The organism is Pseudomonas sp. GW823-FHT05G12, from assembly GCF_058795575.1.
Genome location: NZ_CM179501.1, coordinates 630,659 through 645,500, shown reverse-complemented (window position 1 = coordinate 645,500; position 14,842 = coordinate 630,659). Strand labels below are relative to the sequence as shown.

Here is a 14,842-nt window from a genome sequence, read left to right as displayed (position 1 = left end):
GTAGGAAATTTCTCGTGGGCCGATTGTATCAGCAGGTTGGGGAATGTGGGCTGGCTGTATACAGTGGCTTAAGATCGAAAAGTTCGATACTTATTAAAAGCCATCGCTCAACCCCAAGCCCGCAGCCCAAGAGGGCCGCGATATACCTTGGTGTATTCGGCTTCAGTGTGGGTGACTGTCCGCGCTGAACGGATAGGGCTGTTTCCAGTGCTCGAAAATCGGCTTCAGTTCGCCGCTACGTATCAGCTCCTTCATGCGCTTGTCGAACAGTTCGCACAGAGCCTTGGCCTGGTCGTTACGGGCAAAGGCCAGGTACAACGGCAACTCGGCCACATGGGTACGGCGGAAACGCTCCGGGTGAGAGGTTTGCCCGAGCACGTAGTCGACCTCGGTCAGTGCGTCGATGTAGTAGTCCACCCGGTCATGCTCGAGCATCGGCAGAATGCCCTCGCGACGCTGGATTTCGCGGAATTCGCGCACATTGGGCAAGTAGCTGCCGTAATCATAACCACGCACCCAGGCCAACCGGTACTTGCCGATGGTCTCCAGGGTAGGCACAGGTTTGCTGGCCAGCCCCAGGGCATAGATATGGTCCATGTCGAAATGCCAGCGCGGGTACAGGTTGTCGTCGTTCTCTTCCTTGTACGAGCCGACCCAGGCATCAGCCTCGCCGCGTTTGACCAGGCCAACCGCCCGGCTGTAGGGCGCGCTCTGGGTAACCACCTTGACTCCGGCCGGCTCGAACACTTTGCGCAGCACATCCCAGGCCACCCCGGTACCGTCGGCGTTGGTGTAGTCGAGCCACTCCTCGCTAACCAGATGGATCTGTTTCGGCATGCCCTCGGCAGCCGTCACCCACGGGGCAATACTCAGCAGCATTGCCAGCAGTACAGTCCTTAAGGCCATTCACGCACTCCCTGTTTCAGGCAACCGCCCACACCAGAACCTGCATGCCCAGCCAGGCAAACACGCCGGCCAGGATATCGTCGAGCATGATGCCGACGCCCCCGTGCACATGGCGGTCGATCCAGCGGATCGGCCACGGCTTGAGGATGTCGAAGAAGCGGAACATCAGGAACCCTGCCAACAGCCACTGCCAGCCCTCCGGCACCAGCCAGAGGGTGATCCACATGCCGACAATCTCGTCCCAGACAATGCCTTCATGGTCGTGTACGCGCAAATCATTGGCAACTTTGCCGCACAACCAGAAGCCAAACAGCATGCTCACGCCGAGCAACAACCAGTAGCCCCAGTCGGGCAGCAGCTGCCACAAGGGGATGAACGGTATGGCGACCAGCGAGCCCCAGGTACCCGGGGCCTTGGGCAGAGTGCCGGAACCGAAGCCAAAGGCGATGAAGTGCCACGGGTTGCGCCAGACCGAAGGCGGAACGAACTCCGCAGGCACCTGGTTGGGGTGATCGGTCACGGTCTCTCCCTAAAGTGTTGATAGCCCCGCTGGACGGGGGTTATGTCCTGGCCCTGTGAGTCGCGCAAGGTCACACCCTGCCCTTCGAGCACACGACCAATGATATGTACCTCGATGCAACCGAGACCAGCCAAGGGCGCCAGCGCTTCGGGCGGCAAGGTGAAGGCCAGTACATAGTCGTCGCCACCGGTGAGTGCTGCCTGCAACGCCGCTTCGCGCCCGAGGAATGCCTCTAAGGCAGGAGACACTGGCACCTGCGCCAGGTTCACCTCCAGCGCCACGCCGGAGGCCTTGGCGATATGACCGCAGTCAGCGAGCAGGCCATCGGAAATGTCCAGGGCCGCAGTGGCCTTGCCACGCAGCAAAGCCCCGAGGGTGAGCTGCGGCATCGGTGACCAGTAATGAGCCAGCAGCGGCTCGGCCTGCGCGGCAGGCGCCTCGCGCTCACCCAGCACCAGCGGCAAGGCACCGGCGGCCTTGCCCAGCGAACCACCGACACACAACAGATCACCCGGCCTTGCACCGCTGCGGCGCAAGGCCTGGCCAGCCGGCACGCGGCCGAACACGGTCACGGTGATGCTCAAGGGGCCGCGCGTGGTGTCACCACCGATCAGGCTCATGCGGCAACGGTGGGCCATGCGACCAAGGCCGTCGGCATAGGCCGCCAGCCAGTCAGGGCCAACGTCAGGCAGGGTCAGTGCGAGGGTGAAGCCGATTGCAGTCGCGCCCATGGCTGCCAGGTCACTGGCCGCCACAGCCAACGAACGCTGGCCAAGCAGCAACGGATCGCAAACAGCAGGAAAGTGCACCCCGGCGACCAGGGTGTCGGTCGACACCGCCAGTTGCTCACCGGGGGGAAGGTCCAGCAGGGCGCAGTCGTCGCCGATACCCAGCGCCACGCCCTCGCCGCCCTGCGCACAGGGCGCCGCTGCGAAGTAATGGTTGATCAGCTCGAACTCACCCATGGCCAAGCAGCGCCAGGATCAGCGCTTGTTCGCCTTGACTTCTGCTTCACGCAGCGCCGGGGCGAGCTTGTCCAGTACGCCGTTGACGAACTTGTGGCCGTCAGTGGCACCGAAGACCTTGGCCAGTTCCACACCTTCGTTGATCACGACGCGGTAAGGCACGTCGACGCGTTTGATCAGTTCCCAGGTGGACAGGCGCAGCACAGCCAGCTCGACCGGGTCGAGCTCTTCCAGTGCGATGGTCATGCACGGCACCAGCGCTTTGTCGATTTCGCCCTTGATTGCCGGGACCCCATGCAGGATCTCGCGGAAATAGGCACCGTCGACATCGGTGAAATCGTTATCCACCCGGAACTGCGCTTCGATCTCGTTCAGCGAATGCTGGGCCATGTGCCACTGGTAGAGGGCCTGGGTCGCGAGCTTGCGGGCTTCGCGGCGCTTGGCGCTCTTGGAGGGCTTGCCGGCATCCGCAGGTTTTGGATCGCGCGGGTTGAAACGATCGCTTTCGTCGCTAATCACTTGGCCTCCAACTGCGCCAGCAGGCTGACCATTTCCAGTGCGGACAGGGCAGCTTCAGCACCTTTGTTGCCGGCTTTGGTGCCAGAACGCTCGATGGCTTGCTCGATGGAGTCGACGGTCAGTACGCCGAAGGCCACCGGAACACCGAACTCCATGGACACCTGGGCCAGGCCCTTGGTGCACTCGCCCGCCACGTATTCGAAGTGCGGGGTACCGCCACGGATCACGGCGCCCAGGGCGATGATCGCGTCGTAGGCGCCTTGCTGGGCGACCTTCTGTGCCACCAGCGGGATCTCGAATGCACCCGGGGCACGGATGATGGTGATGTCGCTTTCGCTGACACCGTGGCGTACCAGGGCATCAACGGCACCGCTTACCAGGCTTTCGACAACGAAGCTGTTGAAGCGGCCAACCACCAAAGCATAGCGACCTTTGGGGGCGATGAAGGTACCTTCGATGGTCTTCAGGGTCATTCCGATATTCTCATCTTCAAGAGCGAGGCCGCATACAAGCGGCCTCGACAGGGGTCTGGACTCGAGCAGAGGGCGTCAATGCCGCCTCAAGTCACTCGGAGGGCACGTATTCTACAACTTCCAGATCGAATCCGGATATCGCGTTGAACTTCATCGGCGAACTCATCAGGCGCATCTTGCGCACACCGAGGTCACGCAGGATCTGCGAACCGGCACCCACAGTGCTGTAGGTGGTCGGTGCCTTGGCCGGCGCATCGCCCGCGCTTTCGCGGATGTGCGCCAGCAGCACGTCGCCGTCCAGCGGGTGCCCCAGCAGCAACACCACACCACTGCCGGCCTCGGCCACTGCGGCCATGGCCGCGCGCAGGCTCCAGCGGCCTGGCTGCTTGACCAGCAGCAGGTCGCGCAGCGGGTCCATGTTGTGCACGCGCACCAGGGTCGGTTCTTCCGCGCAGATCTTGCCCAGGGTCAAGGCCATGTGCACGTCGCCTTCGACCGCGTCACGGTAGGTGACCAGGTTGAACTCACCCAGCTCGCTCTCCACCGATTGCTCGGAAACACGCTGCACGGTGCGCTCGTGGATCATGCGGTAGTGGATCAGGTCGGCAATGGTGCCGATCTTCAGGCCGTGCTCGGCGGCGAACACTTCCAGTTCGGCTCGGCGCGACATGGTACCGTCGTCGTTCATCACTTCGCAGATCACGCCGCTTGGCTCGAAACCGGCCATGCGCGCCAGGTCACAGGCGGCTTCGGTGTGGCCGGCACGCGCCAGCGTACCGCCTGGCTGGGCCATCAGCGGGAAGATGTGACCAGGGCTGACGATGTCTTCGGCCTTGGCGTCCTTGGCAGCAGCAGCCTGCACAGTGCGTGCGCGGTCGGCGGCGGAAATACCGGTGGTGACGCCCTCGGCGGCCTCGATCGACACGGTGAACTTGGTGCCGAAGCCCGAGCCGTTGCGCGGCGCCATCAACGGCAGCTTCAGCGTTTCGCAACGCTCGCGGGTCATCGGCATGCAGATCAGGCCACGGGCGTGCTTGGCCATGAAGTTGATGTGCTCCGGCTGGCAGCATTCGGCCGCCATGATGATGTCGCCTTCGTTCTCGCGGTCTTCGTCATCCATCAGGATGACCATTTTGCCCTGGCGGATGTCTTCGACCAGTTCTTCGATGCTGTTGAGCGCCACGCGGCACCCCCTTCTCAATCAGGATTTCAAGAAGCCATTGGCGGCCAGGAAGCTTTCGGTAATGCCACTGCCCTTGCTCGGTTCGGCGGCCTTGTCACCCAGCAGCAAGCGCTCCAGGTAACGGGCCAGCAGGTCGACCTCAAGGTTTACCCGACGCCCTGCACGGTAATCGGCCATGATGGTTTCGGACAGAGTGTGCGGGACAATGGTCAGCTCGAATTCGGCGCCATTGACCTCATTGACCGTCAGGCTGGTGCCGTCGACGGTGATCGAACCCTTGTGGGCGATGTACTTGGCCAGTTCCTTCGGTGCACGCACGCGGAACTGGATGGCGCGGGCGTTATCGCTGCGCGAAATGATTTCGCCAACCCCGTCGACGTGGCCGCTGACCAGGTGCCCGCCCAGGCGGGTAGTGGGGGTCAGGGCTTTTTCCAGGTTGACCTTGCTGCCGCTCTTGAGGTCGATGAAGGCGGTGCGCTTGAGGGTTTCGACGCTGACATCGGCCCAGAAGCCGTCGCCCGGCAGCTCCACGGCCGTGAGGCATACACCGTTGACGGCGATGCTGTCGCCGAGCTTGACGTCCCCCAGGTCGAGCTTGCCGGTTTCTACGTAGACGCGCACGTCACCACCCTTGGGGGTCAGGCTGCGGATGGTGCCGATGGATTCGATGATGCCGGTGAACATGGGGTCTTCCTCAAAAACGGTTTGCGCGGGGCAAGCCCGGCATTATACGCCGGGCGCCGGCAGGGGGATGGCCGTGACCCGCCAGTCATCGCCCACTGCGCGCATTTCGGTAATTTTCAGCCGTGGTGCTTCGCTCATCTTGTCCATCGGCCAGTCCAGCAGCGGCCGGGCATGAGAGCCGAGGAAGGTGCCAGCGACGAACAGCTGGTACTCATCGACCAGGCCTTGCCGTGCGAAGGCACCGACCAGGCCGGCACCGGCTTCCAGCAGGATTTCGTTGACGCCGCGGGCGGCCAGGGCGTGAAGCAGCGCCCCCAGGTCGACCTGGCCATTGTCGCCCGGCAAGCTGAGCAATTCGTGGCCGGCAGCGGCATAGCGCGGGTCATCTGCGACAGCAGTCACCACCAGAGCCGGGCCGGCCTGGAAGAACGGCGCCGCCAGTGGCAGGCGCAGACGGCCATCGACCAGCACCCGCAAGGGTGTGCGGCTAAGAGCCAGGGCAGTAGTTTCGGCATCCAGGCCCAGCTCGGCACCGCGCACGGTCATGCGTGCGTTGTCTGCCAGCACGCTGGCGGCGCTGGTCAACACCACGCTGGAGCGGGCGCGCAAGCGCTGCACGGCTGAGCGGGCGGCCGGGCCGGTGATCCACTGGCTCTCACCACTGGCCATGGCGGTGCGGCCGTCCAGGCTCATGGCCAGCTTGGCGCGAACGAACGGCAGGCCGTGCTCCATGCGCTTGAGGAAGCCTGGGTTGAGGGCGCGAGCCTCGGCTTCGAGCACCCCGCTGGCCACTTCGATTCCGGCTTCGGCCAGGCGCCGCAGGCCCTGTCCCGCCACTTGCGGGTTAGGGTCCTGCATGGCTGCGACTACACGCGCCACACCGGCCTTGACCAGCGCTTCGGCACACGGCGGCGTACGGCCATGGTGGCTGCATGGCTCCAAGGTGACATAGGCACAAGCACCCCGGGCAAGTTCACCGGCCTGGCGCAGGGCATGCACTTCGGCATGTGGCTCGCCGGCGCGAACGTGCCAGCCTTCGCCAACCACTTCGCCATCACGCACGATCACGCAGCCTACGCGCGGGTTCGGGTGGGTGGTGTACAGGCCTTTACGCGCCAGCTCCAGCGCACGGGCCATGTAGTGGGCGTCAAGGATGGCGGCTTGGCTGGGCATGTTCACTCTTTAGCTGGCTCACGGGCCAGGCGGTCGATTTCTTCGCGGAACTCGTCGAGGTCCTGGAAGCGCCGGTACACCGAGGCAAAGCGGATATAGGCCACTTCATCGAGTTTGCGCAGCTCGGCCATGACCATTTCACCGACCACCAGCGATTTGACTTCGCGCTCGCCCGTGGCACGCAGCCGGCTCTTGATGTGCGCCAGCGCAGCTTCCAGGCGCTCGACGCTGACCGGGCGCTTTTCCAGGGCCCGTTGCATGCCAGCGCGCAGCTTTTCTTCGTCGAAGGGCTGGCGCGTGCCGTCCTGCTTGATCAGCCGGGGCAGCACCAGCTCGGCGGTTTCGAAGGTGGTGAAGCGCTCGCCGCAGGCCACGCATTCACGGCGGCGGCGCACCTGCTCGCCCTCGGCGACGAGGCGAGAGTCGATGACCTTGGTGTCGTTGGCACCGCAAAAGGGACAGTGCATGGTGGCAGGCAACAAAAAAAGGGAGGGCCATGGTAGCGCATTGCACTGGCAAGACAAGCCAAAGGGGTTAACATCCATGGGAAATATGCCCGTGAAGGACTCCCCCATGCACTACCGAGCGCTCGTCGTGCTGTGCTGCGCCGCTTTGCTTGCCGCTTGCGGCAGCGACAGGCCAAAGACCGACAACCCGGCGCCCGCGCCAGCCCCCTCGGCCAAGGCCGAAGTACCGGGCCCGTTGCCGGCCTACCAGCGCGAGCTGAGTGGCACCTTGCTGGAAATCCCGGCGGGTGCCGAGGTGGAACTGGCCTTGCTGGTGATCGACGAGCGCGACCGCCCGCAGCGCCTGCTGGCCAGCAGCAACCTGACCGGTACCGGCCAGGCGCTGCCCTACCACCTGCGTTTCAACCCCGAAGCCTTCCCGCCCGGTGCCCGGGTCGAACTGCGTGGCCGCGCCAGCAACTCCGGCCAGCTGATCATGCACCTGCCCCCGGTGCGCATTACCCAGGCACAAACCCAGGCCACCGGCCCGCTGCGTTTCGAGAAGGCGCCTTAAGTGATGCCGCTGGCCCTGCAACAGGCCCTCAGCGGCCTGATCGGCGAAGCACGCCTGATCGTCAGCGAACTGCCCGACTGTGACCTGAAGCTATGGCTGATCGACGACCAGAACATGGATCGCGCCTTCAGCAGCGAAGAAACCCGACGCATTCTTGAAGAACCTCCCTATTGGAGCTTCTGCTGGGCCAGCGGGCTGGCAATGGCCCGCTACCTGGCCGAACGCCCGGAATGGGTGGCAGGCAAGCGCGTGCTGGACTTTGGCGCCGGCTCTGGTATCGCCGGCATTGCTGCTGCACGCGCCGGTGCACGGGAAGTGGTGGCCTGCGACCTCGACCCGCTGGCCCTCGCTGCCTGCCGTGCAAATGCAGCACTGAACGGGGTGACACTAAGCTACAGCAGCGATTTTTTTGCCGAGGAAGACCGTTTCGACCTGATCCTGGTTGCCGATGTGCTGTACGACCGCGCCAACCTGCCGCTGCTGGATGCCTTCCTGAGCCGCGGTCGGCAGGCCTTGGTGGCCGACTCGCGGGTACGCGACTTTCGCCACCCGTTGTACCAGCAATTGGGCGTGCTCGAAGCACTGACCCTGCCGGACCTGGCCGAGCCACACGAATTCCGCCGGGTCAGCCTGTACCACGCCAGCCGCGACACCTTATAGTGGTGCCATACACGAGTTTGCGAGAGTCGCGATGACCCAAGACACGCCTTACATTTTCGACGCCACCGATACCAACTTCCAGCAACTGGTGATCGAGAACTCCTTCCACAAGCCGGTGCTGGTGGACTTCTGGGCCGAGTGGTGCGCGCCGTGCAAGGCGCTGATGCCTTTGCTGGCTAAGATTGCCGAGGGTTACCAGGGCGAACTGCTGCTGGCCAAGATCAACTGCGACGTAGAGCAACAGGTGGTTGCCCAGTTCGGCATCCGTAGCCTGCCGACAGTGGTGCTGTTCAAGGACGGCCAGCCGGTGGACGGTTTTGCCGGGGCACAACCGGAGTCGGCGATCCGCGCCATGCTCGAGCCGCATGTACAAATGCCCGCCGCGCCCACCGCCGCGCCACTGGAGCAGGCAAAGGCACTGTTTGCCGAAAGCCGTTTTGCCGAAACCGAAACGCTGCTACAGGCGCTGCTGGGTGAGGACAACAGCAATGCCGAGGCGCTGATCCTGTATGCCCGCTGCCTGGCCGAGCGTGGTGAGCTGGGCGAAGCGCAAGTGGTGCTGGATGCGGTCAAGACTGACGAACACAAAGCTGCACTGGCCGGTGCCAAGGCCCAGCTGACCTTCCTGCGCCAGGCTGCCAGCCTGCCGGAAGTGGCTGACCTTAAAAGCCGTCTGGCGCAGAACCCGCAAGACGACGAGGCGGCTTATCAGCTGAGCATTCAGCAACTGGCTCGCCAGCAGTACGAGGCGGCGCTGGAAGGTCTGCTGAAGCTGTTCCAGCGTAACCGTGGCTACGAGAACGGGCTGCCGCAGAAGGCGCTGTTGCAGGTGTTCGAGTTGCTGGGTGGCGATCACCCGCTGGTTGGTGTTTATCGTCGCAAGCTGTCGGCGGCGATGTTCTGAGTGACCTTGAAGCCTGCGCTGGACCTGTTGGAGCGGGCATGCCCGCGAAGAAACCGACACAGTGGATGGCACCGGCTCTGCCGGTGTTCGCGGGTAAACCCGCTCCTACGGGTGACCGCGCAGGCGTTTCAATTTTCAAGCAAGACAGCGCTCACCCTACCCAGTGATAAACGGGCGCATCCACGCCGCTCTCCACCTTTACCTCACTGCTGTGCCGCAAGCGCACCAGCAACCGTTTACCCGCCGCCGTACTCCCCGCCAACCCTTCCAGGCGGTCCAGCAATTCCGGCCCGCTCATCTGTCCTGCCAGACGCAACACATCACGCGCCGCAGCCCACTGACCGTCATTTTGGCGCGGTGCGACCACCGCAGCTGTCGCGGCCGCCTGGGCTACCATCGGCACCTCGGTCTGCCGCCCCAGTTGCGCCCACTCTTCAGGCGTCAGCTCGATGGTCAGGTCCACCGGCCAATCACCAATCTGTCCACGAATTCTCATGATGCATTCCTTGAGCCCAAGTCAATGCAGCCATGCTACCGCAACATGAAACATGCGCCACACAGGCTGGCGGCACGCCGAGAAGTTGTTATAACATAACTCAATCTTTCAGCCCGCTCCGGAGTCGTCCATGCGCCGCCTGCTGCTCGCCCTGCCCTTCGCTTTGCTGCCACTGGCCGTGGCCCATGCTCACGATGACCATGATCATGACCACGCCCACGGCTCCCTCGGCGCCCACGAGCATGGCGTAGCCAAGCTCAACGCAGTGCTCGATGGCAATACCCTGGAACTGGAACTGGACAGCCCGGCAATGAACCTGGTCGGCTTCGAGCATGCCGCCAGCAGCGATGCCGACAAGGCCAAAGTCGCCGCCGTGCGCCAGCAGCTTGAACAACCCCTGAAGCTGTTCGACCTTTCTGCTGCCGCGGACTGCAAGGAAGAGCAGCAGGCGCTGGAAAGCCCTCTGTTCGGTGACGCAGCGAAGGCCGACGACGATGGTGACGAGCACGAACATGAACATGAGCACGACCATCAGCACAGCGACATCGGCGCCCACTATCAGCTGACTTGCGCCAACCCCGACAAACTCACACAGCTGGACCTGGCGCCGCTGTTCAAGGCCTTCCCCGCCACCCAGAAAATCAACGTGCAACTGATCGGCCCCAATGGCCAGAAAGGCGTGGAAACCACGCCAACCAAGGCAGCGGTCGCCTTCTGAATGAACCAGCCGTTGATCGATCTGCATGACCTGGTGTTCGCCTGGCCAGGTCACCCGCCGCTGCTGGATATTCCGGCATTGCGCCTGGACGCTGGTGAAGCACTGTTCCTCAAGGGCCCCAGCGGCAGTGGCAAGACGACCTTGCTGGGCCTGCTGGGCGGGGTGAACATGCCGGTCCAGGGCCGCATCCAGTTGCTCGGTCAGGACCTCGGCAGCCTGAGCCAGGGCGCCCGCGACCGCTTTCGGGTCGATCACACAGGGTATATCTTCCAGCAGTTCAACCTGCTGCCGTTCCTCTCGGTACGTGAAAACGTCGAACTGCCCTGCCGCTTCTCGCGCAGCCGCAAGGCACGCGCCGAGCAGCGCCATGGTAGCGTTGACCAGGCAGCCAGCACGCTGCTGACCCACCTGGGCCTGGGCGACCCTGCCATGCTCGCCCGCCGCGCCGACAGCCTGTCGATCGGCCAGCAACAGCGGGTCGCCGCCGCCCGCGCACTGATCGGCCAGCCTGAACTGGTGATCGCCGACGAACCGACCTCGGCACTGGATGCGGACACGCGCGAAGCATTCATCCGCCTGCTGTTCGATGAGTGCCGCGCCGCCGGTGCCAGCCTGTTGTTCGTCAGCCACGACCAGAGCCTGGCACCACTGTTCGACCGCCACCTGTCGCTTGCCGAACTGAACCGCGCCGCCAAGCCCCGGGAGGCCTGATGTACCTGCTCCGCCTTGCCTTGGCCAGCCTGGCCAACCGCCGCTTCACTGCGTTTCTGACCGCCTTTGCCATTGCCCTGTCGGTGTGCCTGCTGCTGGCTGTTGAGCGGGTCCGTACCGAAGCCCGTGCCAGCTTCGCCAGCACCATCAGCGGCACCGACCTGATTGTCGGTGCACGCTCCGGCTCGGTGAACCTGCTGCTGTATTCGGTGTTCCGCATTGGCAACGCGACCAATAACATCCGCTGGGACAGCTTCCAGCACTATGCACAGGACCCACGGGTGAAGTGGGCAATCCCGATCTCGCTGGGCGACTCGCACCGCGGCTACAGAGTGATGGGCACCACCACGGATTACTTCAGCCATTACCAGTACGGCCGCCGCCAGCATCTGCAACTGAGCCAGGGGCGTGAGTTTGCCAACGACCCGTTCGAGGTAGTGCTCGGCGCTGAAGTGGCCGAGGCATTGCACTACAAGCTGGGTGACAAGCTGGTGCTAGCCCACGGCGTGGCCGCAATCAGTCTGGTCAAGCACGACGACAAGCCGTTTACCGTGGTCGGCGTACTCAAGCGCACCGGCACCCCCGTCGACCGCACCCTGCATATCAGCCTGGGCGGCATGGAGGCGATCCATATCGACTGGCACAACGGCGTACCCGCCCGTGGCGCCGGGCGCATCAGCGCCGAACAGGCCCGTACGATGGACCTGCAACCTGCCGCCATCACTGCGTTCATGCTTGGCCTGAACAGCAAGATCGCAACCTTCAGTTTGCAGCGAGAGATCAACGAGTACCGCAGCGAGCCATTGCTGGCGATCCTGCCGGGGGTCGCCCTGCAGGAACTGTGGAGCCTGATGGGCACTGCGGAACAGGCATTGTTCGTGGTGTCGCTATTCGTGGTGCTGACCGGTTTGATCGGCATGCTCACGGCGATTCTCACCAGCCTCAACGAACGCCGCCGGGAAATGGCGATCTTGCGTTCGGTCGGGGCCCGGCCTTGGCATATTGCGGGGTTGCTGGTACTGGAAGCACTGTCACTGGCCTCGGTCGGGATCGTGGCCGGGCTTGGCTTGCTATATGCGGGTATCGCCCTGGCACAGGGGTATGTGCAGGCCAACTATGGTTTGTACTTGCCACTGGCTCTGCCGAGTACCCATGAATGGACCTTGCTGGCTATCATCATGGGGGCCGCGTTGCTGATGGGCAGCGTGCCGGCGTGGCGGGCTTACCGGCAATCGCTGGCCGACGGCCTGTCCATACACCTCTGAGTGCGCGTAATGATCAAACACCTCACCGCCTGCTTCGCGGGCACGCCCGCTCCCACAGGGAGCCCCGCAGGCGTCGGAGCTTGTGCAGTACCTGTGGGAGCGGGCATGCCCGCGAAGAGGCCGGCAATGCACATGCTGCTGGCCTTGCTGTTGCTGGTAGCGATGCCTCTATGGGCCGCCGAACCCAAGGAGCTGGACTGGCCCGCACTGATCCCTGAAGGTGCACCGGTCATCCCGCCACAACTGGCGCCGCTGCACGACATGTCACAGCTCAGCAACGCCCTGTCTGCCGAATCCGCACCTCCCGCGCGCCAGCAGGCGCCCGACGCACCAGTGGTAGAAAGCCTCGACGGCCAACAGGTCAAACTTCCCGGCTACATCGTGCCACTGGAGGTCAGCGAAGAAGGCCGCACCACCGAATTCCTGCTGGTCCCTTACTATGGCGCGTGCATCCACGTGCCGCCGCCGCCGCCGAACCAGATCGTGCATATTTTCAGCGAGATGGGCGTGCGCGTCGAAGACCTCTACCAGCCCTACTGGATAGAGGGAAAGATGCAGGTTAAAGCTTCCAGCAGCGAGCTGGCCGACGCCGGCTACCAGATGGAAGCCGAGAAAATCTACGCTTATGAGCTGAGATGAGAACTGTTTCGAATTCGTGAAGACGCTTCGTTGAGCTGGGTCAAACTTTCCGTTTGACCAGCTCCGTACCATTGGACTACTCGATTAATAACGTCCTTTGGGAGCTTCCATGAACAAGTCCTTGCTGGGTGCCTCGCTTGTGGCCCTTGCGCTCGCCGCCCCTGCCGCCCACGCCTATCAGGCGGGGGACATGATCCTGCGCGCAGGCGCCATCACCACCGCCCCGAACGAGAGCAGCGGCGACCTCAAGTTCGACGGCAACAAGGTGTCGGGCACCAAGGCGACCCTGGACAGCGATACCCAGTTGGGCCTGACCTTTGCCTACATGCTCACCGACCACATCGGCCTGGAGCTGCTGGCAGCTACCCCGTTCAAGCACACCGTCGGCGTAAAAGGTCTGGGCGGCGGGCTGGACGGCAAGCTGGCGGACATCAAGCAACTGCCGCCAACGCTGTCGCTGCAGTACTACCCAATGGAGCCAAATTCGCGCTTCCAGCCGTACGCTGGCGTTGGTATCAACTACACCCTGTTCTTTGACGAAGATTTGAGCAGCGCACGCAAGGAACAAGGCTTCAGCAACCTCAAGCTGCAGGATTCGGTAGGTATCGCCGGCCAACTGGGCATGGACTACATGCTGACCGACAACCTGCTGGTAAACGCCTCGGTCTGGTACGTCGACATCGACACCAAGGCCAGCGTCAACGGCCCGACCGCCCTTGGCTACAGCAAGACCAAGGTCGACGTCGACGTCGACCCGTGGGTATACATGGTCGGCCTTGGCTACAAGTTCTGACCTGAACATTGCAGGGTGGCCTCGGCCGCCCTCGCGCGTTGCAGCCATAGCCAGTAGCACAGTGCGGCGGCACTGATGCCCATGCCAAGCCCACACACCGCAACCCAGCCCCAGTGTGCAAACACCCAGCTCGCCAACACCGCCCCCAAACCGCTGCCCAGCGAATAGCAACACATGTAGGCGCCGATCAAACGGCTAGCCATCGCACCACGCCCGGCCAGCAACAGGCTCTGGTTGGTGACATGCACTGCCTGCACGGCAAAGTCCAGCATCAGCACACCCAGCACGAAGGCCAGCAATGAATGTTCGACGAACGCTGTTGGCAGCCACGACAGCGTCAGCAGGGCCAACGACACTCCGGTCGTACGCTCACCGCGCCCAAGGTCAGCCAGACGACCGGCATGCGAAGCCGCCAGCGTGCCCGCCACACCTGCCAGGCCAAACAGGCCGATCTCGGTATGGCTCAGTGTCAGCGGCGCAGCGCTGAGTGGCATGACCATGGCACTCCACAGCACGCTGAATGCGGCGAAGATCAACACACCGAACACGCCGCGCTGGCGCAGCAACCGGTCGTGCCGATACAAGCTGAACTGGGCCACGATCAACGCCCGGTAACCCGGCCGGCTCCCCATCGGCTGCCCGCCGGGCAGACTGCGCCACAGCACCAGCGCCAGCAACATCAAGAGCCCTGCGGCGACAAGGTACACACTTCGCCAACCGGCCAGGTCAGCCAGCCCGCCCGAAGCCAGCCGTGCCAGCAGAATACCCAGCACCACACCACTGGTGACAGTGCCTACCGCCTGCCCTTGCTGGCCAGGTGAGGCAAGGCTCGCAGCATGAGCCACCATCACCTGCACCATGACTGCCATCAACCCGGTGATCGCCAGAGCCAGCAGCAATATTGCCCAGTTCGGCGCCATGCCAACGCCGACCAGCGCAAGCGCCGCGAACAGCAACTGGCCAAGCAACAAGCGTTTACGGTCGACCAAGTCCCCGAGCGGCACAATCAGTAGCAGCCCCAGGGCGTAGCCCGCCTGGGTCGCGCCGACTACCCAGCCAATCTGCTGCTGCGCCACTCCCAACTCAGCAGCCATCGACTCAAGCAGCGGTTGAGCGAAGTACACCGTCGCCACCGCCATTGCGCTGGTGGTGGCAAGCAACAGGGTTATCCAGCGTGTCAGCGAAGGAGTCATCGGGCAAAGCCTCTGGGATC

At 63.6% G+C, this 14,842-nt stretch carries 19 protein-coding genes; 8 read left to right on the top strand and 11 right to left on the bottom strand.

Going from position 1 to position 14,842, the window contains the following annotated elements; genetic code table 11:
* Positions 1-162 precede the first annotated feature (162 nt).
* From AC3RCM_RS02970 to nrdR, 9 genes are all read right to left on the bottom strand, one after another.
* Positions 163-906, bottom strand: a complete 744-nt coding sequence (locus AC3RCM_RS02970) for a substrate-binding periplasmic protein (protein ID WP_010951804.1) — start codon at positions 904-906, stop codon at positions 163-165.
* Between the two features lie 16 nt (positions 907-922).
* On the bottom strand, positions 923-1,426 hold the full coding sequence (locus AC3RCM_RS02965) for a phosphatidylglycerophosphatase A family protein (RefSeq protein ID WP_010951803.1): 504 nt from the start codon (positions 1,424-1,426) through the stop codon (positions 923-925).
* Entirely contained in the window at positions 1,423-2,391 is a 969-nt protein-coding gene (gene thiL / locus AC3RCM_RS02960; RefSeq protein ID WP_010951802.1) for a thiamine-phosphate kinase, read from the bottom strand. Before thiL ends, AC3RCM_RS02965 begins: the two co-directional genes overlap by 4 nt.
* Before the next feature lie 18 nt (positions 2,392-2,409).
* The gene (gene nusB, locus AC3RCM_RS02955) at positions 2,410-2,910 is read right to left on the bottom strand and encodes a transcription antitermination factor NusB (RefSeq protein WP_003255393.1); all 501 of its coding nucleotides are present in this window, start codon (positions 2,908-2,910) and stop codon (positions 2,410-2,412) included.
* Positions 2,907-3,383, bottom strand: a complete 477-nt coding sequence (gene ribH, locus AC3RCM_RS02950; protein WP_003255395.1) for a 6,7-dimethyl-8-ribityllumazine synthase — start codon at positions 3,381-3,383, stop codon at positions 2,907-2,909. The genes nusB and ribH overlap by 4 nt, the downstream gene beginning before the upstream one ends.
* 91 nt (positions 3,384-3,474) lie before the next feature.
* On the bottom strand, positions 3,475-4,566 hold the full coding sequence (ribBA, locus tag AC3RCM_RS02945) for a bifunctional 3,4-dihydroxy-2-butanone-4-phosphate synthase/GTP cyclohydrolase II (protein WP_003255398.1): 1,092 nt from the start codon (positions 4,564-4,566) through the stop codon (positions 3,475-3,477).
* 18 nt (positions 4,567-4,584) lie between these two features.
* Positions 4,585-5,250: a riboflavin synthase gene (locus AC3RCM_RS02940; RefSeq protein ID WP_003255399.1), complete on the bottom strand. Its 666-nt coding sequence runs from the start codon at positions 5,248-5,250 to the stop codon at positions 4,585-4,587.
* Between the two features lie 42 nt (positions 5,251-5,292).
* Positions 5,293-6,423: a bifunctional diaminohydroxyphosphoribosylaminopyrimidine deaminase/5-amino-6-(5-phosphoribosylamino)uracil reductase RibD gene (ribD, locus tag AC3RCM_RS02935; protein WP_492629361.1), complete on the bottom strand. Its 1,131-nt coding sequence runs from the start codon at positions 6,421-6,423 to the stop codon at positions 5,293-5,295.
* Positions 6,424-6,425: 2 nt separating this feature from the next.
* Positions 6,426-6,890, bottom strand: coding sequence for a transcriptional regulator NrdR (gene nrdR, locus AC3RCM_RS02930; RefSeq protein WP_003255402.1), 465 nt, complete (start codon positions 6,888-6,890; stop codon positions 6,426-6,428).
* A 106-nt stretch (positions 6,891-6,996) separates the two neighbouring features.
* On the opposite strand from nrdR, the gene AC3RCM_RS02925 reads away from it, so the two are divergent.
* From AC3RCM_RS02925 to trxA, 3 genes are read left to right on the top strand one after another with little or no spacing between them, the layout of a single operon-like run.
* Positions 6,997-7,443: a YbaY family lipoprotein gene (locus tag AC3RCM_RS02925; protein WP_020191400.1), complete on the top strand. Its 447-nt coding sequence runs from the start codon at positions 6,997-6,999 to the stop codon at positions 7,441-7,443.
* Positions 7,444-7,446: 3 nt separating this feature from the next.
* Positions 7,447-8,103, top strand: a complete 657-nt coding sequence (locus tag AC3RCM_RS02920; RefSeq protein WP_064492914.1) for a class I SAM-dependent methyltransferase — start codon at positions 7,447-7,449, stop codon at positions 8,101-8,103.
* A 31-nt stretch (positions 8,104-8,134) separates the two neighbouring features.
* Positions 8,135-9,007: a thioredoxin gene (gene trxA / locus AC3RCM_RS02915; protein ID WP_010951799.1), complete on the top strand. Its 873-nt coding sequence runs from the start codon at positions 8,135-8,137 to the stop codon at positions 9,005-9,007.
* A gap of 151 nt (positions 9,008-9,158) precedes the next feature.
* Here the strand turns inward: trxA and AC3RCM_RS02910 are convergent, their stop codons facing one another.
* Positions 9,159-9,503 (bottom strand): hypothetical protein, encoded by a 345-nt coding sequence (locus AC3RCM_RS02910; RefSeq protein WP_064492913.1) that lies wholly within the window; start codon positions 9,501-9,503, stop codon positions 9,159-9,161.
* A 130-nt stretch (positions 9,504-9,633) separates the two neighbouring features.
* On the opposite strand from AC3RCM_RS02910, the gene AC3RCM_RS02905 reads away from it, so the two are divergent.
* The 5 genes from AC3RCM_RS02905 to AC3RCM_RS02885 all read left to right on the top strand — a co-directional run bounded on the left by AC3RCM_RS02905 (position 9,634) and on the right by AC3RCM_RS02885 (position 13,629).
* Positions 9,634-10,221 (top strand): DUF2796 domain-containing protein, encoded by a 588-nt coding sequence (locus AC3RCM_RS02905; protein WP_064492912.1) that lies wholly within the window; start codon positions 9,634-9,636, stop codon positions 10,219-10,221.
* Positions 10,222-10,932: an ABC transporter ATP-binding protein gene (locus AC3RCM_RS02900; RefSeq protein WP_064492911.1), complete on the top strand. Its 711-nt coding sequence runs from the start codon at positions 10,222-10,224 to the stop codon at positions 10,930-10,932.
* Positions 10,932-12,197 (top strand): ABC transporter permease, encoded by a 1,266-nt coding sequence (locus AC3RCM_RS02895; protein ID WP_176684346.1) that lies wholly within the window; start codon positions 10,932-10,934, stop codon positions 12,195-12,197. The genes AC3RCM_RS02900 and AC3RCM_RS02895 overlap by 1 nt, the downstream gene beginning before the upstream one ends.
* Positions 12,198-12,323: 126 nt before the next feature.
* Complete coding sequence (locus tag AC3RCM_RS02890; protein ID WP_064492909.1) at positions 12,324-12,836, top strand: DUF3299 domain-containing protein; 513 nt, start codon at positions 12,324-12,326, stop codon at positions 12,834-12,836.
* A gap of 109 nt (positions 12,837-12,945) precedes the next feature.
* A complete protein-coding gene (locus AC3RCM_RS02885) occupies positions 12,946-13,629 on the top strand; it encodes an OmpW/AlkL family protein (protein ID WP_010951793.1) in 684 nt (227 codons plus the stop codon).
* Here the strand turns inward: AC3RCM_RS02885 and AC3RCM_RS02880 are convergent.
* Entirely contained in the window at positions 13,617-14,822 is a 1,206-nt protein-coding gene (locus tag AC3RCM_RS02880) for an MFS transporter (protein WP_064492908.1), read from the bottom strand. The two genes, AC3RCM_RS02885 and AC3RCM_RS02880, sit on opposite strands and share 13 nt — an antisense overlap.
* Positions 14,823-14,842: the final 20 nt, after the last annotated feature.

Excerpts from the sequence above, each read along its gene's own strand:
- AC3RCM_RS02925 (WP_020191400.1), top strand. The coding sequence starts at position 6,997 with ATGCACTACCGAGCGCTCGTCGTGCTGTGCTGCGCCGCTTTGCTTGCC.
- AC3RCM_RS02940 (WP_003255399.1), bottom strand. The coding sequence starts at position 5,250 with ATGTTCACCGGCATCATCGAATCCATCGGCACCATCCGCAGCCTGACC.
- AC3RCM_RS02970 (WP_010951804.1), bottom strand. The coding sequence starts at position 906 with ATGGCCTTAAGGACTGTACTGCTGGCAATGCTGCTGAGTATTGCCCCG.
- AC3RCM_RS02905 (WP_064492912.1), top strand. The coding sequence starts at position 9,634 with ATGCGCCGCCTGCTGCTCGCCCTGCCCTTCGCTTTGCTGCCACTGGCC.
- AC3RCM_RS02900 (WP_064492911.1), top strand. The coding sequence starts at position 10,222 with ATGAACCAGCCGTTGATCGATCTGCATGACCTGGTGTTCGCCTGGCCA.
- AC3RCM_RS02920 (WP_064492914.1), top strand. The coding sequence starts at position 7,447 with ATGCCGCTGGCCCTGCAACAGGCCCTCAGCGGCCTGATCGGCGAAGCA.
- thiL (WP_010951802.1), bottom strand. The coding sequence starts at position 2,391 with ATGGGTGAGTTCGAGCTGATCAACCATTACTTCGCAGCGGCGCCCTGT.
- AC3RCM_RS02885 (WP_010951793.1), top strand. The coding sequence starts at position 12,946 with ATGAACAAGTCCTTGCTGGGTGCCTCGCTTGTGGCCCTTGCGCTCGCC.
- ribH (WP_003255395.1), bottom strand. The coding sequence starts at position 3,383 with ATGACCCTGAAGACCATCGAAGGTACCTTCATCGCCCCCAAAGGTCGC.
- trxA (WP_010951799.1), top strand. The coding sequence starts at position 8,135 with ATGACCCAAGACACGCCTTACATTTTCGACGCCACCGATACCAACTTC.
- ribD (WP_492629361.1), bottom strand. The coding sequence starts at position 6,423 with ATGCCCAGCCAAGCCGCCATCCTTGACGCCCACTACATGGCCCGTGCG.
- AC3RCM_RS02910 (WP_064492913.1), bottom strand. The coding sequence starts at position 9,503 with ATGAGAATTCGTGGACAGATTGGTGATTGGCCGGTGGACCTGACCATC.
- AC3RCM_RS02890 (WP_064492909.1), top strand. The coding sequence starts at position 12,324 with ATGCACATGCTGCTGGCCTTGCTGTTGCTGGTAGCGATGCCTCTATGG.
- nrdR (WP_003255402.1), bottom strand. The coding sequence starts at position 6,890 with ATGCACTGTCCCTTTTGCGGTGCCAACGACACCAAGGTCATCGACTCT.
- AC3RCM_RS02880 (WP_064492908.1), bottom strand. The coding sequence starts at position 14,822 with ATGACTCCTTCGCTGACACGCTGGATAACCCTGTTGCTTGCCACCACC.
- AC3RCM_RS02895 (WP_176684346.1), top strand. The coding sequence starts at position 10,932 with ATGTACCTGCTCCGCCTTGCCTTGGCCAGCCTGGCCAACCGCCGCTTC.